The sequence below is a fragment of the Aliihoeflea aestuarii genome (assembly GCF_024105665.1).
GTDB classification, from domain to species: Bacteria; Pseudomonadota; Alphaproteobacteria; order Rhizobiales; family Rhizobiaceae; genus Aliihoeflea; species Aliihoeflea aestuarii.
Map to the genome: position 1 here is coordinate 530841 of NZ_JAAAMK010000002.1, position 21041 is coordinate 551881.

The 21041-nt window shown below is 61.6% G+C and carries 22 protein-coding genes; 12 read left to right on the plus strand and 10 right to left on the minus strand.

What is annotated here, in order from left to right:
• Window positions 1-8 precede the first annotated feature (8 nt).
• From GTW25_RS06975 to GTW25_RS06985, 3 genes are all read right to left on the minus strand, one after another.
• Window positions 9-590, minus strand: coding sequence for a NuoB/complex I 20 kDa subunit family protein (locus GTW25_RS06975; RefSeq protein ID WP_252911222.1), 582 nt, complete (start codon window positions 588-590; stop codon window positions 9-11).
• Entirely contained in the window at window positions 581-946 is a 366-nt protein-coding gene (locus GTW25_RS06980; protein ID WP_252911223.1) for an NADH-quinone oxidoreductase subunit A, read from the minus strand. The genes GTW25_RS06975 and GTW25_RS06980 overlap by 10 nt, the downstream gene beginning before the upstream one ends.
• Window positions 947-1131: 185 nt before the next feature.
• Window positions 1132-4560: an indolepyruvate ferredoxin oxidoreductase family protein gene (locus tag GTW25_RS06985; protein WP_252911224.1), complete on the minus strand. Its 3429-nt coding sequence runs from the start codon at window positions 4558-4560 to the stop codon at window positions 1132-1134.
• Window positions 4561-4703: 143 nt separating this feature from the next.
• Here GTW25_RS06985 and GTW25_RS06990 point away from each other — a divergent pair, with 143 nt between their 5' ends.
• Entirely contained in the window at window positions 4704-5162 is a 459-nt protein-coding gene (locus GTW25_RS06990) for an Lrp/AsnC family transcriptional regulator (RefSeq protein WP_252911225.1), read from the plus strand.
• On the opposite strand, the gene GTW25_RS06995 is transcribed toward GTW25_RS06990, so the two are convergent.
• Window positions 5159-5815, minus strand: coding sequence for a hypothetical protein (locus GTW25_RS06995; RefSeq protein WP_252911226.1), 657 nt, complete (start codon window positions 5813-5815; stop codon window positions 5159-5161). The two genes, GTW25_RS06990 and GTW25_RS06995, sit on opposite strands and share 4 nt — an antisense overlap.
• Before the next feature lie 270 nt (window positions 5816-6085).
• Window positions 6086-7660: a trimethylamine methyltransferase family protein gene (locus GTW25_RS07000; RefSeq protein ID WP_252911227.1), complete on the minus strand. Its 1575-nt coding sequence runs from the start codon at window positions 7658-7660 to the stop codon at window positions 6086-6088.
• Window positions 7661-7921: 261 nt separating this feature from the next.
• Between GTW25_RS07000 and GTW25_RS07005 the strand changes: the two genes are divergently transcribed.
• Window positions 7922-8620: a cobalamin B12-binding domain-containing protein gene (locus GTW25_RS07005; protein ID WP_252911228.1), complete on the plus strand. Its 699-nt coding sequence runs from the start codon at window positions 7922-7924 to the stop codon at window positions 8618-8620.
• Between the two features lie 48 nt (window positions 8621-8668).
• Here the strand turns inward: GTW25_RS07005 and GTW25_RS07010 are convergent, their stop codons facing one another.
• Window positions 8669-8824, minus strand: a complete 156-nt coding sequence (locus GTW25_RS07010) for an entericidin domain-containing protein (protein ID WP_252911229.1) — start codon at window positions 8822-8824, stop codon at window positions 8669-8671.
• Between the two features lie 38 nt (window positions 8825-8862).
• Between GTW25_RS07010 and GTW25_RS07015 the strand changes: the two genes are divergently transcribed.
• From GTW25_RS07015 to GTW25_RS07040, 6 genes are all read left to right on the plus strand, one after another.
• Window positions 8863-9501 (plus strand): DUF1638 domain-containing protein, encoded by a 639-nt coding sequence (locus GTW25_RS07015; RefSeq protein WP_252911230.1) that lies wholly within the window; start codon window positions 8863-8865, stop codon window positions 9499-9501.
• Between the two features lie 26 nt (window positions 9502-9527).
• Window positions 9528-10106, plus strand: a complete 579-nt coding sequence (locus GTW25_RS07020; protein WP_252911231.1) for a DUF4893 domain-containing protein — start codon at window positions 9528-9530, stop codon at window positions 10104-10106.
• Between the two features lie 127 nt (window positions 10107-10233).
• On the plus strand, window positions 10234-10554 hold the full coding sequence (locus GTW25_RS07025) for a virulence factor (RefSeq protein WP_252911232.1): 321 nt from the start codon (window positions 10234-10236) through the stop codon (window positions 10552-10554).
• Window positions 10551-11417 (plus strand): methylenetetrahydrofolate reductase, encoded by an 867-nt coding sequence (locus tag GTW25_RS07030; RefSeq protein WP_252911233.1) that lies wholly within the window; start codon window positions 10551-10553, stop codon window positions 11415-11417. Before GTW25_RS07025 ends, GTW25_RS07030 begins: the two co-directional genes overlap by 4 nt.
• A gap of 25 nt (window positions 11418-11442) precedes the next feature.
• On the plus strand, window positions 11443-12417 hold the full coding sequence (locus GTW25_RS07035) for a methyltetrahydrofolate cobalamin methyltransferase (RefSeq protein ID WP_252911234.1): 975 nt from the start codon (window positions 11443-11445) through the stop codon (window positions 12415-12417).
• A 100-nt stretch (window positions 12418-12517) separates the two neighbouring features.
• Entirely contained in the window at window positions 12518-14542 is a 2025-nt protein-coding gene (locus tag GTW25_RS07040) for an ASKHA domain-containing protein (protein WP_252911450.1), read from the plus strand.
• Window positions 14543-14593: 51 nt separating this feature from the next.
• Here the strand turns inward: GTW25_RS07040 and GTW25_RS07045 are convergent, their stop codons facing one another.
• Complete coding sequence (locus GTW25_RS07045) at window positions 14594-15490, minus strand: LysR substrate-binding domain-containing protein (RefSeq protein WP_252911235.1); 897 nt, start codon at window positions 15488-15490, stop codon at window positions 14594-14596.
• Window positions 15491-15596: 106 nt separating this feature from the next.
• Here GTW25_RS07045 and GTW25_RS07050 point away from each other — a divergent pair, with 106 nt between their 5' ends.
• The 3 genes from GTW25_RS07050 to GTW25_RS07060 all read left to right on the plus strand — a co-directional run bounded on the left by GTW25_RS07050 (window position 15597) and on the right by GTW25_RS07060 (window position 16290).
• Window positions 15597-15782: a hypothetical protein gene (locus tag GTW25_RS07050; protein ID WP_252911236.1), complete on the plus strand. Its 186-nt coding sequence runs from the start codon at window positions 15597-15599 to the stop codon at window positions 15780-15782.
• A complete protein-coding gene (locus GTW25_RS07055) occupies window positions 15779-15991 on the plus strand; it encodes a hypothetical protein (protein WP_252911237.1) in 213 nt (70 codons plus the stop codon). Before GTW25_RS07050 ends, GTW25_RS07055 begins: the two co-directional genes overlap by 4 nt.
• 161 nt (window positions 15992-16152) lie before the next feature.
• Window positions 16153-16290 (plus strand): hypothetical protein, encoded by a 138-nt coding sequence (locus tag GTW25_RS07060; protein ID WP_252911238.1) that lies wholly within the window; start codon window positions 16153-16155, stop codon window positions 16288-16290.
• Here GTW25_RS07060 and GTW25_RS07065 read toward each other — a convergent pair.
• Window positions 16287-16601, minus strand: a complete 315-nt coding sequence (locus tag GTW25_RS07065) for a hypothetical protein (RefSeq protein ID WP_252911462.1) — start codon at window positions 16599-16601, stop codon at window positions 16287-16289. The genes GTW25_RS07060 and GTW25_RS07065 overlap by 4 nt on opposite strands.
• Between GTW25_RS07065 and GTW25_RS07070 the strand changes: the two genes are divergently transcribed.
• Window positions 16492-17490 carry a GlxA family transcriptional regulator gene (locus GTW25_RS07070; protein WP_252911239.1) on the plus strand — a complete coding sequence of 333 codons (999 nt, stop codon included), beginning with the start codon at window positions 16492-16494 and terminating at the stop codon, window positions 17488-17490. The genes GTW25_RS07065 and GTW25_RS07070 overlap by 110 nt on opposite strands.
• Before the next feature lie 13 nt (window positions 17491-17503).
• Here the strand turns inward: GTW25_RS07070 and GTW25_RS07075 are convergent, their stop codons facing one another.
• Together GTW25_RS07075 and GTW25_RS07080 are read right to left on the minus strand one after the other, a co-directional pair.
• A complete protein-coding gene (locus GTW25_RS07075; RefSeq protein WP_252911240.1) occupies window positions 17504-18343 on the minus strand; it encodes a DUF1194 domain-containing protein in 840 nt (279 codons plus the stop codon).
• Between the two features lie 83 nt (window positions 18344-18426).
• Window positions 18427-20946 carry a GcvT family protein gene (locus GTW25_RS07080; RefSeq protein ID WP_252911451.1) on the minus strand — a complete coding sequence of 840 codons (2520 nt, stop codon included), beginning with the start codon at window positions 20944-20946 and terminating at the stop codon, window positions 18427-18429.
• Between the last annotated feature and the right edge of the window lie 95 nt (window positions 20947-21041).

A 21041-nucleotide genomic window follows, 5' to 3' on the forward strand; every position in this document is an offset into this window, starting at 1 on the left:
GGCGTGTCCTAGCGTTCGATCGTGCCGGTGCGGCGGATCTTCTTTTGCAGAAGAAGAATGCCGTAGAGCAGCGCTTCCGCCGAGGGCGGGCAACCGGGCACATAGATGTCGACCGGAACGATCCGGTCGCAGCCGCGCACCACCGAATAGGAATAGTGGTAGTAGCCGCCGCCGTTCGCGCACGAGCCCATCGAAATGACGTAACGCGGCTCCGGCATCTGGTCGTAGACCTTGCGCAAAGCGGGCGCCATTTTGTTCGTCAGCGTGCCCGCGACGATCATGATGTCCGACTGGCGCGGTGATGCGCGCGGCGCAACGCCGAAACGCTCCGAATCGTAGCGCGGCATCGAGGTGTGGATCATCTCGACGGCGCAGCACGCCAGACCGAAGGTCATGAACATGAGCGAGCCCGAACGCGCCCATGTGATCAGCGCCTCGGAGGAGGTGACGAGAAAACCCTTGTCGTCGAGTTCTTCCTTGACGTTCAGGAAAAACGGATCGTCCGCGCCGATCGGGTTGCCTGTATTCGGGTCGATCAGACCCTTCGGCCTCGGTGCGACGAGGGTCTGGGAGTTATCGATCAATCCCATTCCAGCGCTCCTTTTTTCCATTCATATATGAAGCCGATGGTCAGCACGCCAAGGAAGATCATCATCGACCAGAATCCGAGCCAGCCGATTTCCCCGAAGGAAATGGCCCACGGGAAGAGGAACGCGACTTCCAGATCGAAGATGATGAACAGGATCGCCACCAGATAGAACCGGATGTCGAACTTCATGCGTGCATCGTCGAACGCATTGAATCCGCACTCGTAGGCCGACAGCTTCTCGGGATCGGGATTGCGAAAGGCGACCAGAAACGGCGCCGCAAGCAGCGCCAGACCGACGACCAACGCCACTCCCATGAAAATCACGATGGGCAGGTAGGACGTAAGCACTTCGTTCATGAACCGACTTCCCGATGAGCCGCGATCCCTGAACTATAGCGGGCCGGCGCAGGAGGAGTAGCGCGACACTTTCGCCAGCTTCGAAACGGGATCGGCAATGGGCCTTGTTGCAACGCGGCGAGGGTTAGCGCAGGCGTTTGCCCGAAGCAAGCCCAACCTTGGCTCCCCGACACAAATCGTGAGCCTCAAAGCACAGCTATCGCGGCGTCAAGCTTCGGCCGCACCTCGGCGACGGCCTTGTCCTTCACGGGACCGAACCCGCGTATCTGCATCGGCAGGGCCATCGCCTCGGCGATCGCCGCGTGTGTATCCGGCGAAACCTTCGCCAGCGCTTCGTCGATCTTGTGCTCGTACCAGCCGATCAGCTCGCGTTCCATCCGTCGCTCTGCCGTATAGCCGAAAACGTCGAAAGCCGTCCCGCGCAGACGCTTCATACGCGCCATCAGATGGAACGGCGTGCGAATCCAGGGGCCGAAAGCACGCTTCAGCGGTCGTCCCCGCGCATCCTTGTCGCCGCCCATCATCGGTGGCGCGAGGTGATGCACGATGCGGTAATCGCCCTCGAGTTCGTCTGCGAGCTTCAGCTTCAACCCGGTTTGGGTATGAAGCCGCGCGACTTCGTACTCGTCCTTGTAAGCCATCAGCTTGAACAGCGAGCGGGCGACGGCCTCGGTCAGCTTCTGCGAACCCAATCCGGCTTCGGCGGCGCGGACCCGCTCCACTGTCTCGCGGTAGCGCGCGGCGTAGGCAGCGTCCTGATAATCGGTCAGGAAAGCCTCCCGCCTGGAGACCATCTGGTCGAGCGTTTCGCCGATTGCAGGCTTGGGCTCGATAAGACCCGCAAGAGCTTCCGGCTTCGCGGCGGAGATTCGACCGATCAAAAACGCGCGATGGTTCGCCTCGATCGCGACTCCATTGAGTTCGATTGCCTGTCGCAACGCCTCGAAGCCCACCGGCACAAGTCCGAGCTGCCATGCAAACCCCAGCATCATGACATTGGCGAACACCGTATCGCCCATCAGCTTTTCCGACAGGCGGTTGGCATCGATGGCGGTCAAAGCACCCTCGCCAACCACGCCATGTATCGCGGCAAGGCGCTGATCCACCGCAAGGTCCGCATCACGCCGCCGAACGATATCGCCGGTCGGCATCTTGGCGAGGTTGACCGCTGCTTTCATGCCCGGCTTATACGTCGCCGATGCCTTCGGCGACGAGGACACGACGATATCGCAGCCGATCAGTGCGTCGGCGGCGCCGCCGTCGATGCGCACCTGATGGATCGCATCGGGCGTCGCGCCCAGACGCACGAACGATAGAACGGGGCCGAATTTCTGCGCGAAGCCGGTGAAGTCCAGCACCGTCGCGCCCTTCGCTTCGAGATGCGCTGCCATGGTGATCAACTGCCCGACCGTGACGACGCCCGTCCCGCCGACGCCTGTGATCAACAGGTCGAACGGCCTGTCGAGCGAGGGCAATTCAGGCTCGGCCAGATCGGCGGCGAGCGCCGCTAGATCGATCTCGACGCCGCTCTTCTTCCTGCGCGTTGCGCCTTCCACCGTCACGAAACTCGGGCAGAAGCCGTTGAGGCAGGAGAAATCCTTGTTGCACGATGATTGATTGATCCGCCGCTTGGTTCCGAACTCGGTTTCCAGTGGTTCGACCGAAAGGCAGTTCGATTCGACCGAACAATCGCCGCACCCCTCGCAGACGAGTTCGTTGATGACGACAAATTTCTTCGGGTCTTCCATCGTGCCACGCTTGCGACGGCGGCGCTTCTCGGTCGCGCAGGTCTGTTCGTAGATGAGAACGGAAACGCCCTTCACCTCCCGCAACTCGCGCTGAACGGCGTCCATCTCGCGGCGATGATGGAGCGTGGTGGCGCTAGGAAAATCCTGCACGGAAAACTTGTCCGGATCGTCACTGACGAGCGCAATGCGCTCGACGCCCTCGGCCCGCACCTCGGCGGCAATCGCATGAACGGAAACGGGACCATCGACCGGCTGCCCGCCCGTCATCGCGACGGCGTCGTTGAACAAAATCTTGTATGTGATGTTGGCTTTGGCCGCGATCGCCTGCCGGATCGCCATCGAGCCCGAATGGTAATAGGTGCCTTCGCCCAGGTTCTGAAAGACGTGCCCCCGACCCGTGAAGAGCGAGGACGCAGCCCAGTTGACGCCCTCGCCGCCCATCTGAATGAGCGAGGTCGTCTCGCGGTCCATCCATGACGCCATGAAGTGACAGCCGATGCCGGCAAGTGCGGTCGAGCCTTCCGGCACCTTGGTCGAGGTGTTGTGCGGGCAGCCCGAGCAGAAATACGGCGTGCGGGTCGCACCGGGTACGCTGAGCGCCTTGATCGGGGTTTCGGTGATCGCACGGGCGCGAGCCGAAAAGTCGTGGCCGGGGAAAATTCCATCGAGGCGCTTCGCGACGATCGGCGCAAGCTGGCGCGGCGAGAGTTCGCCAGTCCACGGCACAAGCCGCTCGCCAGCCTCGTCCCGCTTTCCGACCATGCGCTTCGGCTTGTCGCCCGGCCAGTCGTAGAAATATTCCTTGAACTGACTTTCGATGATGCCGCGCTTTTCCTCGATGACGAGGACCTCCTCCTTGCCGCGCACGAAGTCGAGCGCATCGCGGCGTGCCAGCGGCCAGACCATGCCGACCTTGTAGATGTCGATGCCGAGCGCGCGGCATTCGGCCTCGCCGATGCCAAGCAGGCGCAGCGCCTCCATCAGGTCGAGATGGCCCTTGCCGGTGGTTACGATGCCGAATTTGGCGTCCCGGACTTCATAGATATGCTTGTCGATAGGGTTGGCTTCGGCAAAGGCGAAGACGGCCTGCTTTTTCGCCTCCATCCGCTCTTCGATCTGCGGCCCCGGCAGGTCGGGCCAGCGATAGTGAAGACCGGTGGGCGGTATGGCGAAATCCGGCTCGTTGAATAGCCGATCCGGCTTCAGTTCGAACGACGCGCCCGATTCCACGGTTTCCGAAACAGCCTTGAAGCCGACCCACATGCCCGAATAGCGTGACAGCGCGTAGCCATATTCGCCGAATTCGAGATACTCCGACACACTCGCCGGGTTCAGCGTCGGCATGAACCACGCCATGAACGCGACGTCGGACTGGTGCGGCATCGAGGACGACACGCAGCCATGATCGTCGCCCGCCACGACCAGCACGCCGCCATGCGGCGACGATCCATAGGCATTTCCATGCTTGAGCGCGTCACCCGCGCGATCGACGCCAGGCCCCTTGCCATACCAGAGCGCGAACACGCCTTCGACCTCGCGCTGCGGATTGGTCTCGACCTGCTGGGAACCGAGCACGGCCGTCGCGGCCAGATCCTCATTGACGGCCGGCAGGAATTCGATCCGGCTGTCCTTCAGCTTCTCGCCGATGCGCCACAGTTCCAGATCGACCCCACCGAGCGGCGAACCGCGATAGCCGGAGATAAAGCCGCCCGTATTCCTGCCCGATTGCCGATCCCGTCGCGCCTGATCGAGCGCGATGCGCACAAGCGCCTGCGTACCGGTCAGGAAGACCCGGCCGCGCTCCATTTCGTAGCGATCCTTGAGCTTGTAGGATGCAAGCGCGCGCTGCGGCGTGTGGACGGTCATGGCTGATCCTTCCGAGATTGGCTATGGAAAAGAATAGCGCCAACCGCATGGCAGTTTCTTTCAGACTTGCGCCGAAATATCGATTTCACGGCATGATCATTCAATGATATCGGTAAATCCGGATACTTCTTTCGGAGTGCAGGATGAAGCTGGAAGAACCCGACCGTCGCCTTCTCACTGTCCTGCAGGATGACGGCCGCATATCAAATCAGGATCTGGCCGAACGCTGCGGCATGTCAGCGTCGGCATGCTGGCGGCGCGTGCGCGCTCTTGAGGAGGCCGGAATCATCAGCGGGTACAGAGCCTTGCTCGATCCCGCTGAATCAGGACTGAAGTTCCATGCTGTCGTACACGTAACACTGACGCGCCACGAGCACGGCCATGTCGACACCTTCATCGCCGAAGTCCGGCAACGCCCGGAGGTGCTCGACTGCTTCTCCACGACCGGCGAGGCGGATTATCATCTGCGCGTGCTGTGTGCCGATCTGGACGCGTATAATGTCTTCCTCGAAGGCTTTCTGTTCCGCCTCCCCGGCATCGCCAATGTACGCACCAATCTCGTCCTGAAAAGCATCAAGCACACGACACGCCTCGCGCTTTAGATGAAAGCTTCCATGTGGAACGCCTGCACGTCGGCGGGATATCGATAGGCATCGTGCGGGCAGGCATTGCGCGCAATGCAGCCTTCATCCCGGCAGGTCGCGCCCTCTTTGCGCACATGCGACCGGCACCGCTCGACCGCATAATCTGCGCCTGAGAATGCACCGACCGGGCAGGAATTCAGGCAAGGTTTCTCGGCACATAGGCCACAAAGATGATTCGAAGTCGCAACGGCTTGAATCGAAATCTCACGATCGAACAGCAACGCGCCGCGATAGGCATGCCAAAGCCCGAAACGCGGATGCATGAGGATACCGAGCGGCGATGCTTGCAGCCCTTCCGCACGCATCGCCCATTGCTGGAACGGCAGATAGGGAAGGTCATTGGGATAGGCCGTCCACGCGCCGACAGCAACCGCCACGCGATCGATGACGATGCGCGACCAGGTGTCGAGTGGGTTGGCGATATGTGGATTGTGTCGTTGCCACCCCGCGAAATGCGGCCAGTATCCCGCCCCACCATGGCCCACGAGGATGACAGCCTTCGCGGGCGCATCTTCTTCTGGTTCAAAATTGAACCCGCCGCGGACGATCAGATCCTCTTCAGCGAGCAGGACAGCAATCTGATCGGTTACGCTCGCAGACCGTATCGGCATCTTCACCGCGCGCGAAGTTCGAGGCATGGATTCCTTTGACGAGCACAGGAATCACGGTGGAGAGGTATTGCCGAACCGGTCGACCGCCGCGTTTGGAGAAACCTTTCCACAATCGTCATTCCTGTGCTCGTCACAGAAGTCCATGCCTCGCGCACGCCATCGCTCAAACGTTCGTCACAGATCACCGTCTCCCGCCCCCCGCACCGCCGAGCGCCAGACTTCCTTGTGGATGATGTCGGCCACTTTAGCCCGGCCTGTGTCGGGCTCCCTTCAAGTGAAGGCGTCGGGCATCGATTCCTTCTTCTTGGCCATGAAATCCTTGAGCCCGTCCTCGATGCCCGGATCGAGATACGGCGCTTCGTAGGTTTCCAGCCAGCGGCGGGCGAGTTCGTTGGCGCGCTTTTCGGCACGCTTCTCGCCTTCGGCCTGCCACTGCTCGAAGGAATTGTTGTCCGCGATCGACGAGCGGTAGAATGCCGACTGGAAATTCGCCTGTGTATGCGAGCAGCCAAGATAATGGCTGCCGGGACCGACCTCGCGGATCGCGTCCATCGCCTGCCCGTTTTCCGAAAGGTCGACGCCCTGCGCCAACTTCTGCTGCATGCCGAGCTGGTCGATATCCATCATGAATTTCTCGTAGCAGGACGCAAGGCCGCCCTCGAGCCAGCCGGCGGCATGCAGCACGAAGTTCGTGCCGGCCATAACAGTCGAGTTCAAGGTGTTCGCGCTTTCATAGGCAGCCTGCGCATCGGGAATCTTCGAGGCACACAGCGATCCGCCGGTACGGAACGGCAGGCCGACCCGGCGCGCGAGTTGCGCCGCACCATAGGAAACCAGCGTCGGCTCCGGCGTGCCGAAGGTCGGCGCGCCCGATTGCATCGAGATCGACGATGCGAACGTGCCGAACAGAACCGGGGCGCCCGGTCGCACGAGTTGCGTGAAGGACGCTCCGGCCAGCACCTCGGCCAGAACTTGCGTCAGCGTACCGGCCACCGTCACCGGGCTCATCGCGCCCGCCAGAATGAAAGGCGTGATGATGCAGGCCTGGTTGTTGCGGGCGTAGACCTTCGCCGCGCCGAGCATGGTCTCGTCGAAGACCATCGGCGAATTGGCGTTGATCAAATTGATGATGACCGCGTTCTCGTCGACGAACTTTTCGCCGAAGAGAATTTTCGCCATGTCCACCGTGTCCTCGGCCCGCTCCGGCGCGGTGACCGAGCCCATAAAGGGCTTGTCGGAGAACTTCATGTGGCTGAACACCATGTCAAGGTGCCGCTTGTTGACCGGGATATCGACCGGTTCGCAGACCGTTCCGCCCGAATGATGGATCGACGGCGCCATATAGGCGAGCTTCACGAAATTGCGGAAATCCTCGATCGTCGCATAGCGGCGATTGCCGTCGAGATCGCGTACGAAAGGAGGGCCGTAGACCGGCGCGAAAACGGTCGCGTCGCCGCCGATCTGCACCGATCGCTCGGGATTTCGCGCATGCTGCGTGAATTGAGAAGGCGCGGTCTTCAGGAGTTCACGGCAAAGGCCCTTTGGGAAATGCACGCGCTCGCCGCGAACATCCGCGCCGGCCTGTTTGAAAAGTTCGAGCGCTTCGGCGTCGTCGCGAAACTCGATGCCGATTTCCTCGAGAACGGTGTCGGCATTGGCCTCGATCAGCGCCAGACCCTCCTCGTTCAGCACTTCATAGAGCGGAATTTGCCGCTTGATATAGGTCAGCGTCTTGCCGGGACCGCCTCCGGCCCGCGCCGCGCGCCGCGCCGCGGCACCACCGCTCGCTCCGCGTCCGCGCCGCCCTGCGCCTGCCTCGTCTGCGTGCGCGAGATTGTCGTCCATCGGTGCTTCCTCGTGTTCCTGGCGGCATTTCGGCCGCATCTTGCCGTCAATCTAGTCAATGGCCTTATCCGAAACGGCTTGCGCGCGCCAAACCCTGTCGCAAAATCGACACCCCTGCCCCCAACCGAATCGGCGGAATTTCCGGTCGTTTTCATATTCTCGAACGTCGCAATCCGGCTATGGCGCAACGCGGTCGCCGCATATGAATTGGACATTGCAAATTGGGCGCGCGTCGCCGGAAACGCCTATTGGGAGTGCCTCATGTCCGACGACGAAATCATCCTGTCCGAACTGTCCGACGACGAACTCGTGCAGCAGATGCACGACGATCTTTACGATGGCCTCAAAGAAGAGATCGAGGAAGGCACGAACATCCTTCTGGAGCGCGGCTGGGCACCCTACAAGGTTCTGACGGAGGCTCTCGTCGAAGGCATGCGCATCGTCGGCGAGGATTTTCGCGACGGCATCCTCTTCGTGCCGGAAGTGCTTCTGTCGGCCAACGCGATGAAGGCGGGCATGTTCATCCTGCGTCCGCTTCTAGCCGCAACCAATGCTCCCAAGCAGGGCAAGATGGTCATCGGCACGGTCAAGGGCGACATCCACGACATCGGCAAGAACCTCGTCGGCATGATGATGGAGGGCGCGGGCTTCGACGTCATCGACCTCGGCATCAACAATCCGGTGGAGAAATATCTGGCCGCGCTGGAAGAACATCAGCCGGACATCATCGGAATGTCGGCCCTTTTGACGACGACCATGCCATACATGAAAGTCGTCATCGACACGATGAAGGAAAAAGGCATTCGCGACGATTACGTCGTGCTCGTCGGTGGCGCACCGCTGAACGAGGAATTCGGCAAGGCCGTCGGTGCGGATGCCTATTGCCGGGACGCCGCCGTGACCGTGGAGACGGCCAAGGACTTCATGAAGCGCAAGCACAATACGCGCGTTTCGGCCTGATGCGAAAAAGGCGCCTTGCGGCGCCTTTTTTGATTGGTTGTGGCCGAACTAGTCGACCGCGCCAGCCACATCGCTACCGGCACGCTGCGTCGCGTCTACGGTATTGGCCGCATCGGCACCAACGCCGCGAATCGTATTGGCGCAGCCGCTGGCAAGGGCAACGACGGCGAAAACGACGGCAAGACGTGAAATTGCCTTGGACATATGATCTAACCTCCAGAAGTCAGGTATGGGCTGCCGAAATGGCCTCCGTTTCGCCACAACGTCCAAATGCGGAAAAGGTTCTCATTATCGCGTGCGGAATGATCGCGCGGGAAATCATTGCGGTCAGGGATATGTCGGGACTCGATCACCTCGACCTGACTTGCCTTCCCGCTGAATTCCACTATCGACCCGACCGGATCGCGCCGGCGCTCGACGCTGCAATCCTCAAAGCCCGCGCGCAAGGCTATGGCAGTATTTTCGTAGGCTACGCCGATTGCGGCACAGGTGGTGACCTCGACCGCGTATGCGCGGCGCATGGCGTCGAGCGGATCGCCGGGCCGCACTGCTTCGCATTCTATCAGGGTCTGGCCGACTTCACGAAAGTCGCGGAAGACGACATGACGTCCTTCTACATGACCGACTTTCTGTGCCGTCATTTCGACGCCTTCTTCATGAAGCCCATGGGGCTCGACCGGCACCCGGAACTGGCGAAGGATTTCTTCGGCAATTACGAGAAGGTCGTCTATCTGGCGCAAACCGAGACCCCTGAGCTGGAGGCCGTCGCGATCCGCGCCGCAGACATGCTCGGCCTTGCCTATGAACGCCGCTTCACCGGCTATGGCGACCTCACCCTTGCCCTTAAAAAGGCGCACCAAGCGGCGATCACGTCGACCTGATTTTCAATGTCGACGGATTTTCGGCCATGCATCATCGCCTGTCGCTCGCCCTGTTCTTCTTTTCCGCCTCCTTGTCCTGCGCGTATGCGACGGGGGAAATCCTGTCGATCATCACAGATGCGGACAGCGACCGGCTGGAACGCTTCGACGAAGCGCGTGACAAGGCCATCGAGGAAGCCGCCGGATCGGCTGACGCGGATGCGACGGCGACATTCCTGGCCGCGCTCGACGCCGACGCGTTGCCCCTGGCGGATTTCGACCTTACCGGCGAATGGAAGTGCCGTACGATCAAAGCGGGCGGTCTGGCTGAACTTGTCGTCTATGGATGGTTCGACTGCCGCGTCACCGACGACGGATCGGGCTGGCGGCTCGAAAAACTGACGGGTTCGCAGCGCACGGTCGGCCGTTTCTTCACTGAAAGCGACACGCGGATGACCTATCTCGGCTCGTCTTTCGTCGCCGGCGACACGGCTACGCAATACGGCGCCGGCCCGCAAAGCGATCAGGTCGGCTACGCGATCCGCACCGACGAGGCCGCCTGGCAGATCGCCTTTCCGTTTCCGCACACCGAATCGACCTTCGACATCTTGCAATTGCGCCGCTGAGCGACGCGCCGGCACGGAGCCGTTTTCCGCGACGTCGCTTTTGAGTGCCCCCGCGTCGTCGCACAACAAGCAGCACAGATCGCCTTGCGGCAATGCTCCGACATGAATTGATATCGTCGGAGCCTTTATGGCAGACCTGATAATTGTATACTGGCGTGACATCCCGGCACAGATCATCGTGCGGAGAGGTCGCCAGAATGCCAAGCGTGAATTGTCGCTGCGCTTCACCGAAGCAATCGACATGTGCGCGATGAGAACAGGCGCGGGTGAGACCGACGCCTATCTTGCGGAATGGCGAAAGGCCGATCCGATTTCTGTTGGGGATGACCTCGAAGCCGAGGCTGACAAGGCTTTGGGGGAAATGGAGACCGCCTATGATCGCGAGCGCCTTGTCGCTCTGGTCAAGGCGGGAGGACATGAACCATTGCGGGAGGATCCCCACCAATGACCGGAATTTCTGCTTCGATAGAGGTCGCGCCTACACAGGCGCTCGAATCTTCGGACCTGCCGGGACTGTTCCCGCAGGGAACTCGTGTATACATCACAGACATCGGAAACGATGCGACCGACGCGCTGGTCGCGGCCGCCAGACGCATCCATGATCTCGGCTACAGGCCGGTGCCCCACTTTGCCTCGCGCCGGCTGACGACGCGTGCGGCGCTTGAGGAGCGCGTGCGCCGAACGGTGAGCGAAGCCGGTGTGACCGACGTTCTCGTCATCGGCGGCGGCCTTGAAAAACCGGCCGGTGAATTCGGCTCGACCATGGATGTTCTCAATACGGGCTTCTTCGAGACGAACAGCATCACCCATATCGGCATTGCCGGGCACCCGGAAGGCAATCCGGATTTTTCCAACGCGGTGGCGATCGAGGCGCTTCGCCAGAAGCAGGATTTCGGCAGGCGGACGGGCATCGATATGCGTATCGTCACGCAGTTCGGCTTCGATGCGTCCAAATTCATAGAATGGGCCGAAGGGCTGAAGGCACAGGGCATCGACATGCCTGTCCATCTGGGCGTGGCCGGACCGGCCAAGATCACGACGTTGATCAAATTCGCCGCCATGTGCGGCGTCGGCAATTCGATCTCCTTCCTGAAGAAGAACGCCCTGTCGCTGACCGCGCTGGCGACCAGCCATTCACCCGAAGGCATGGTCGGCCCGATCGAAAACCACGTTGCCACTACGCCCGAAAGCGCGATCGCCCAGATTCACGTCTTCCCGTTCGGCGGCCTCAAGAAAAGCACCGAATGGCTGGTCGAGCGCGGGTCCTGGCCGGCTGTTGTCCCGTCGCCTGCGAACTACGCCTCGCTTTGAAACCCGTCGCGCAAGGATCCCGCAAATGACCCGCACCATCGTCGCCTCCGCGACCCGAGAGATCGTCATCGGCTTCGACCAGCCCTTTTGCGTGATCGGCGAGCGCATCAACCCGACCGGCCGCAAGAAGCTTGCGGCCGAGATGGTCGAGGGCAATTTCGACACGGTGACGAAGGATGCACTCGAACAGGTTGCGGCGGGCGCGACGATGCTGGACGTAAATGCGGGCGTGACCGCCGTCGACCCCAACGCGACGGAACCGGCCCTTCTCGTCAAGACGCTGGAGATCGTCCAGAACCTCGTCGACGTGCCGCTGTCGATCGACAGCTCCGTCTCGGCGGCAATCGAGGCGGCGCTGAAGGTCGCCAAGGGCCGTCCGCTGGTCAACTCGGTGACGGGCGAAGAGGAAAAGCTGGAAGCGATCCTGCCGCTCATCAAGAAGTACAACGTGCCGGTGGTGGCGATCTCCAACGACGAGACCGGCATTTCGATGGACCCGGACGTGCGCTTCGCGGTCGCCAAGAAAATCGTCGAGCGCTGCGCCGATTTCGGTATTCCGGCCCATGACGTGGTGGTCGATCCGCTCGTCATGCCGATCGGGGCATTGGGTGATGCCGGGCGTCAGGTCTTCGCCCTGCTTCGGCGTCTGCGCGAGGAACTCAAGGTCAACACGACCTGCGGCCTGTCGAACATCTCCTTCGGCTTGCCGCACCGCCATGGCATCAATGCGGCCTTCATTCCCATGGTCATCGGCGCGGGCATGACCAGCGCGATCATGAACCCCTGCCGTCCGCAGGAAATGGAGGCGGTACGCGGCGCCAACGTCCTGGCCGGCACCGACAGGGATTGCATGACCTGGATCAAGACCTACAAGGATTACAAGCCGACCGAAGGCGGCCACGCCGTTGCAGCGCCAGTCGCCGTCAACGCGCCAGGCGAAGGCGCGGCTTCCAACGGACGCCGCCGGGGCGGACGCGAAGCGCGGATGGCGCGGGGGTAGTATCAGAGACTGAGATGATTTCGCGTCGTCGCCCCCCCTGCAACACGAAAGCACGTCCTTGAACGCCCCCTCCAACATCAAGGACCCGCTGGTCCTGTTCATGCCATCGGGCAAGCGCGGACGCTTTCCCGCTGGGACGACCGTGCTCGATGCCGCACGCGAACTCGGTGTCTATGTCGAAAGCGTGTGTGGCGGGCGGGCGACTTGCGGGCGCTGCCAGATCGAGGTTCAGGAAGGCCATTTCGCCAAGCACAAGATTTCGTCCTTTGCCGACCACATCTCAGCCTTCGGCGCTAAGGAAGAGCGCTATGCGCGCGTCCGCGATCTGAAGGAGGGCCGGCGGCTCTCGTGCTCGGCGACCATTCAGGGCGATCTCGTCATCGACGTTCCGCAGGACGTCCAGATCAACGCGCAGCTCGTGCGCAAATCGCCCATCGATCGCGTCATCGAGCGCAACCCGGCGGTGCAGCTTTGCTATGTCGAGGTCGACGAGCCCGACATGCACAAGCCGCTCGGCGATCTCGACCGGCTGAAGGTGATGCTGGAAAGGGATTGGGGCTGGCAGGATTTGCTCGTCTCGCAGCATCTGCTGCCGCAGGTCCAGTCCATTTTGCGAAACGGCAACTGGGGCGTCACAGCCGCCATTCACCGCGATCTGCAATCCTCGCGCCCGACGATCATCGCGCTCTGGCCGGGCCTGAAAAACGAGGCGTACGGCATCGCCTGCGACATCGGCTCTACGACGATCGCGATGCACCTGGTCTCGCTCCTGTCGGGTCGCATCGCCGCGACCGCCGGCACGCAGAATCCGCAGATCCGCTTCGGCGAAGACCTGATGAGCCGCGTATCCTACGTGATGATGAATCCCGACGGTCGCGAGGCGATGACGAAGGCCGTGCGCAGCGCGGTCAATGGTCTGATCGATGAGGTCTGCAAAGAGGCAGAGGTCGAGCCGGACACGCTGCTCGACGCCGTTTTCGTCGGCAATCCGATCATGCACCATCTGTTTCTCGGCATCGACCCGACCGAACTCGGGCAAGCTCCCTTCGCGCTGGCTGTGTCAGGCGCGGTACACACATGGGGCAGCGAGCTTGGTCTTGCCGTCAACAAAGGTGCTCGAATCTACCTTCTGCCCTGTATCGCCGGGCATGTCGGCGCGGATGCCGCAGGCGCGACGCTGTCGGAAGGCCCGCACCGGCAGGATCGGATGATGCTTCTGGTGGATGTCGGCACCAACGCAGAGATCGTGCTCGGCAACCGACAGCGCCTGCTTGCCGCATCTTCGCCGACAGGCCCCGCATTTGAGGGCGCGGAGATTTCGTCCGGCCAGCGCGCGGCACCCGGCGCGATCGAGCGCGTGCGTATCGATGCCGACACGCTGGAACCGAAATTCCGTGTCATCGGCGTCGACAAATGGTCCGACGAGCCAGGCTTTTTCGAAGAAGCCGAAACCGTCGGCATCACAGGGATTTGCGGTTCCGCGATCATCGAGGTCGTCGCCGAGATGTATCTGTCGGGGATCATTACCGAGGACGGCGTTGTCGATGGCGCACTTGCCGCGCGCTCGCCCCGCATTTTGACGGCCGGCCGCACGGCTTCCTATCTGCTCCACGACGGCAAGCAGCGCATAACGGTCACCCAGAACGACGTCCGCGCGATCCAACTCGCCAAATCGGCCCTTTATGCGGGCATCAAGCTCCTGATGGAAAAGCAGGGCGTCGACACCGTAGACACGATCTGCTTCGCTGGCGCGTTCGGCTCGTTCATCGATCCGAAATACGCGATGGTACTCGGTCTCATTCCCGATTGCGATCTCGCCGAGGTCAAGGCCGTCGGCAATGCGGCGGGTACGGGCGCGCTGATGGCGCTTTTGAACCGCGATTATCGCCGCGAGATCGAGGAGACGGTCCAGCATATCGAGAAGATCGAGACGGCGCTGGAACCGCATTTCCAGCAGCTTTTCGTCGACGCCATGGCACTTCCGAACAAGGTCGACCCGTTCCCGAAACTGTCCGCGCAGGTGAAGCTGCCTGAACGAAAAGCGACAGCCACGCAGGACGGCGACAGCGCGGCCCCCCGCCGCCGCTCACGCGAGGAACGCGCGGCGCGGCGAAACAGGGACTAAGAAATTTCAGCAAAAGTGCGAAGCGGTTTTGCGTCCGGAATTGCGTAAAAGCTAAAACTTCCCAGTCTCGCGAAAAGCCTCGAACGTGGCGCGGATATGGTCGGCCGCCGCTTTCACCGGCGCGGATGCGTCAGGCGCGACGATCATCGCAAGATTGTAGGTCGGCAAAAGCGGAAGCCCTTCTTCGGGACCAAGCGCCACGATATCGTCGCCGATGAAGGATCGCGGCAAGGGTGCGACGGCCAGATCGGACAGGATCGCCGAGCGCTGCCCCGCCGTATGCGCGCTCATATAGGCGATGCGATAATCCCGACCTGCACGGCCGAGCGCTTCGAGTGCCGCCGAGCGCCACGCGCACCCCTCCTCCCAGATCGACAGTGGCAGCGGTTCGCGCGCATGTGCGCATCCGCCTTTTGCGCCGCCCCAGACGATCGGTTCGGTCAGGAGCACTTCCGCTTCGGCCGGGATCGACCGACAGACGGTGAAGAGGGTGATATCGAGCATGCCTTCGTTCAACCGCCGGCGCAGATTCCCCGACTGGTCGATCACCACGTCGACGGCGATGGCCGGGTGCGTTTGCGCAAAGCGTTTCAGGACATGCGGAAGAACCCGCTCGCCGTAATCGTCCGGGGAGCCGAGACGAACGACGCCCGAGATGTCGGGAATGACGAACTTGGCCACCGCCTCGCGGTTGAGCGCGATCAGACGGCGCGCATAACCGATCAGGACCTCCCCGTCGCTGGTCAACGTCACCGAACGGGCGTCGCGCATGAAGACCGAGCGGCCGAGCGTCTCCTCCAGCTTCTTGATCTGCATCGAAACGGCCGACGGCGTGCGGAAAACGGCATTGGCGGCAGCCGTGAAACTGCCGGTCTCGGCGATAGCGACGAAGGTGCGCAGCACATCGAGGTCAAGCAACGGCAGAGGGTGATTGAGCGGGGCGTTCATGATCAGAATTCCTGAATTAGAACTTCACTTCATTTCGTTTGATTGAACATTCAATCGGACCCATTGTCAATTCATCGCAGTTCAAGAGATCGGAAGGAAACCCGAAATGCTGATGATTTCCGCCTTTTCGCATCTGATCGACGGCCTGATCGCCATACACCGCCGCAACCGGAATACAGCCCTGATGAACGATCTGTCCGATGCGACCCGCCGCGACATCGGCTGGCCCGATCGCTACCGGACGCCGGATGACGATCAAGACGGGTTCAAGGTCCGGAGGACGCACCGATGAAACCGTCATTCGCATCGCGCATGCATCGATGGTGGAATGCCCGCAAGGCTCGCCATCACCGTCTCGAACAGTTTCAGTTGTTCAACTCGCTGCCCGACGAAATCCGCAGCGACATCGCGCGCAATTCGCTGGTCGAGGCTTTCGACGATGGATCGCGAGCGCCACGCCGGAGCTGCCGGGAACTCCAGCCTGATTTACGTTCGGCCTGATGCCCGAAAAAGGTCATGATTGATGTCGCTTTTTCATCCGAGGACTTCGCTTTTACAGCGTACGAAGTCCTCGGCAATCCCTATATGTGCTGCAACGACGAACGACCCCACTCCATGATGCGAAGGCCGTTGCGCGTGTCATTTATGAATGGAGACGTGTCATGAAACTGTTCCGGCGCATTTTCGCCGCCAACCGCCCGATGAATCTCGCGACCGCGCTGGAGCGCCAGCGCCTCGGCCGCACGATGCCCGGCCAGACCGGCGCAATGAACGCGTCGCGCCTCGGCTACTTCGTCTAAAAAGGATTCTTTTGAAATCGACCGCCGCGCAAGGCCCTGCCCTGCGCGGCTTTTGGTGTTTTCAGCCCGAGTTTTTCCATCTGCGTGGAATAGTTTTCACGGAAAGCTCCATGCGATTGACACAAAAGAGCTTTCCTGTTGAGGCTATCTTGATCGCGACATTGTGGCGCGACCAGTCCTAATCGGGTGGCGGGGTGTTGGATGAACGCCGGGAAAAGCGTCAAGCGGTCGATTGTCTTCTTTCTTGTGCCCGATTTCACGATGATCGCATTTGCGACAGCGATCGAGCCCCTCCGCGCCGCAAATCGCATGCTCGGCCACGAAGCCTATCAGTGGCGTCTTGCAAGCCTCGACGGCAATCCTGTGAAAGCGTCGAACGACGTCGAATGCGCGGTCAACACCTCGCTTGAAATCGAACGTCGAAAAATGACCGGCGGCGAGCGCCCGTCCATGGTGATCGTATGTTCCGGCGTCGGCGTCGAGACCTATTCCAGCAAGACGGCATTCGCCTGGCTGCGTGAGGAATATAATCGCGGTGTCGCCATCGGTGGATTGTGCACCGGCGCGCACATTCTGGCCGCCGCCGGGCTCCTGTCGGACAAGCGCTGCGCGATTCACTGGGAAAACCTGCCTGGCTTCGCCGAGGCATTTCCGAAGGCGAACGTGTTCGCGGATCTCTTCGAGGTGGATCAGAACATCTATACCTGCGCCGGCGGAACGGCGGCGCTCGACATGATGCTGAAGCTGATCGGCGATGATTTCGACGAGCACCTCGTCAACCGCGTTTGCGAACAGGTGCTGACCGACCGCGTGAGAAGCCCGACCGATCGCCAGCGCCTGCCGCTTCGCGCGCGTCTCGGCGTTCAGAATTCCAAGGTGCTGACCATCATCGAACTGATGGAGGCAAACTTGACTGAGCCGCTGTCGCTGATCGAGATCGCCGATCATGTGGGACTGTCGCGCCGCCAGATCGAGCGCCTTTTCCGGCAGGAGATGGGCCGATCCCCTGCCCGATACTATCTGGAAATCCGGCTCGACCGCGCGCGGCATCTTTTGTTGCAGTCGGCGATGCCCGTGGTGGAAGTCGCGGTCGCCTGCGGTTTCGTCTCCGCTTCGCATTTTTCCAAATGCTATCGCGAGGTCTATGCCCGATCGCCGCAGCAGGAGCGCGGCGAACGCCGCCAATTGCTGGTGGCGTGATGCGAAGGATCGGTCACGGAAAATTCCACGACCGGTTCATCCACCTCTTCTCGCCGATCAGGCAATCATAGGCTTCGACGGTCGACACCGCGATGACCGGTGCACGCCCGGCATAGTCGCGCCATGTCGGCGACCATGGGCCCGCAAGTTCCAGCACGAGTTTTCGCCGCACGGCCTCGGGAAACTGGTCCCAGTCGTTGACCGGAACGACGAAGGCGCCCGGTCCGCCGATCACGCAATTGCTGTAGTATTCGTCAAGGTTCGGCACATCGAAAACCGAACTCATGCCGCCGTCGGTCATCATCGGCAGACCGTTGACGACGATGCCCTGCGCGACGAGCCGCTCGCGCGCCTCGACCACCGGCCCTCCCTGATTGTTCGGCCCGTCGCCCGAAATGTCGACGACGCGCCTCAATCCGCGATAGTCGCTCTCGGCGAAAAGATCGCCGGCGAAATCGAGCGCACCGGAAATCGACGTGCGGCGAGCGCTGTTGGTCTGGACCCCGGCCATCCTTGCCGCGACGGCCTCGGCGTCCGCCCGCGAAGCGATCACCGTCCAGGGCACCACCATATGCTGCGACTGATCGCCCGCCCATTCGAACATGGCAAGAGCGATCCGGCCATATGCCCCATCCTCGATCGCGCGGATGACGCTGTCATGTGTCAGCGCGGCGATATAGCCCTCGCGCTGGATCTGCAGTTCCTCATAGGACATCGACAGCGATACATCGGCCGCGATGACGAGTTGAACGTCGACGATTTCCGTATCCGCAAAAGCCGTCTCGCCTGTCATCGCCAGCGCCATCGCGACGCTGCCTGTGATCGACGGAAGGGATCGAGCGGAAACGGTCATGACTGTGAGGATACGCGCGAAGCTCTCACGGCCAAGAAAAAAGCCCGGTCGAGCCGGGCTTTTCCTGTCACGATGACGTTACGTCATCCATCCGCGCGCAATGCCGCATTATCCGGATCGAACGGGCTCTCGCCGATCACGGTCGCCTTGTGCGCCTTGCCGAGAATCTGGATTTCCAGTTCTGTGCCTTCGGCGGCGAAGTCCGGCTTCACCATGGCCAGCGCGAGGCTCTTGTCCACCCGCCAGCCATAGCCGCCATGGGTCGCGCGGCCGATGAGCTTACCGTCCTTGTGGATAGCCTCGTTGCCACGCGCATCGGCGTCCGTGACACCATGAACGTCGAGGGTGACGAAAGTCCAGTTCGGTCCCTTTTCCTTGAGCGAGACGAGCGCATCCCGGCCCATGAAGTCACCCTTGTCGGGATGGACGAACCGGTCGAGCCCGCTCTCCCACGCCGAATATTCGATCGAAAGCTCGCGCGGGATCAGGCGGTAGCTCTTCTCGATCGCCATTGCCGTCATGGCGCGGATACCGAACGGCTTGATGCCGAACTCGGCTCCTGCCTCCATCAGCGCGTCGAAGATCGCGTTCTGCTGCTCGATGGGATGGTGCAACTCCCAGCCGAGTTCGCCGACGAAATTGACGCGTAACGCATGCGCCGTCGCCGTGCCGACGGCGATTTCCTTGCCGGAGAGCCAAGGGAAATCGGCGTTGGCAAGGCTCGTGCGCGTCAGCTTCTTCAGCACGTCGCGGCTCCTGGGACCGGCCAGCACGAGAACGCCATACATCTGGGTGATCGGCTGAAGCGTAACCGAACCGTCCGTCGGAGCCAGCTTGCGCAACACATCGTGGTCATGTGCTTCATAAGCGCCGGCCGAAACGAGATAAAAGCGGCCGGGCTTCCACTCATAGACGGTGAATTCACTCTTCACGCCGCCGGTTCGCGTCAAAAGATGCGTCAGCGCGATGCGTCCGCGTTTCTTCGGGATGCGGTTGGCAAGGATTGAATCCAGCCACGCGCGCGCGCCGGGACCAGAGACTTCCATCTTCGCGAAGGCGGACATGTCCAGCAAGCCGACCTTCTCGTGGACGGCCTTCACCTCGTTGCCGACATGTTCGAAATAGTTCGATCGACGGAACGACCAGCGCTCGACGATGCGGCCGTCTTCCAGAGCGGGCGCGTGGTTGTGGTTGGTCAGAACGTCCGCGCCGACACCCAATTCATTCGCCGGCACCTCGTAGCCGTCCGGCGCGAACCAGTTCGCGCGCTCCCAGCCATAGACCGAGCCGAAAACGGCCCCCATCTCCTTGAGACGCGAATAGACCGGCGTGGTCTTCAGGGGGCGTGCGGCGGCGCGCTCCTCGTCCGGATAGTGCATAGTGAAGACGTTGGCATAAGCCTCTTCGTTCTTCTCCTTGAGATAGCCTTCGGTCGCATAGGGACCGAAGCGACGCGGATCGACGCCCATCATGTCGATGGTCGGCTCGCCCTCGACGATCCATTCGGCAAGCTGCCAGCCCGCGCCGCCGGCTGCCGTCACGCCGAAGGAATGGCCTTCATTGAGCCAGAAATTCTTCAGGCCCGGTGCGGGGCCGATGATCGGCGAGCCGTCCGGCGTATAGGCGATCGCGCCGTTATAGACCTTCTTGATTCCGACCTCGCCGAAGGCGGGAACGCGCGCAATCGCCGTCTCGATATGCGGCATCAGCCGCTCGAGGTCTTCCTGGAAAAGCTCGTATTCGCTATCGTCGGAAGGACCGTCGACATAGCAGACCGGCGCGCCGTGCTCGTAAGGTCCGAGCAGCAGGCCGCCATTTTCCTCACGCATGTACCAGGACGAGTCGCTTTCGCGCAGCACGCCCATTTCTGGCAGGCCCTGCTTCTTGCGCTCCACGATCGCCGGATGCGGCTCGGTGACGATGTACTGGTGCTCGACCGGAATGACCGGAACGTTCAGGCCGACCATCTCGCCCGTCTTGCGCGCGAAATTGCCGGTGGCCGAGACGATGTGCTCCGCTTCGATGTCGCCCTTGTCGGTCTTCACCAGCCACTTGCCGTCCGCCGTCTGCTCGATCGCGGTCACGGTGGTGTTCCGGTAGATCGTCGCGCCATTGTCGCGCGCGCCCTTAGCGAGCGCCTGCGTCAGATCGGCCGGCTGGATATAGCCGTCGTCGGGATGCTGGATCGCGCCCAAAAGCCCGTCCGTCTCGCAGAGCGGCCAGATTTCCTTTACCTGCTCGGGCGTCAGGATATTCACCGGAATGCCGAGCGTCTCCGCGACGCCCGCATAATACATGAACTCGTCCCAGCGGTCCTTCGTGCGGGCGAGACGGATGTTCGTGCATTGGGTGAAGCCGACATTCATGCCGGTCTCTTCCTGAAGCTCCTGATAGAACTTCACAGAATAGCGATGAATCTGGCCGACCGAATAGCTCATATTGAACAGCGGCAAGAGACCCGCGGCGTGCCAGGTCGAGCCGGAGGTCAGTTCCTTTCGCTCGATCAGGATGACGTCGGACCAGCCCTTTTTCGCCAGATGATAAAGCGTCGAGACGCCGACCACTCCCCCTCCGATGACAACCGCGCGCGCCTTTTCCTTCAATGCCATGATGTTCCCCGAACAGGTCGTGCCGCACTCGCGCGGTCGTGTTTTACGACCGCGAACATAGGACGGCGCAAAAGCACGAACTCGGCCTA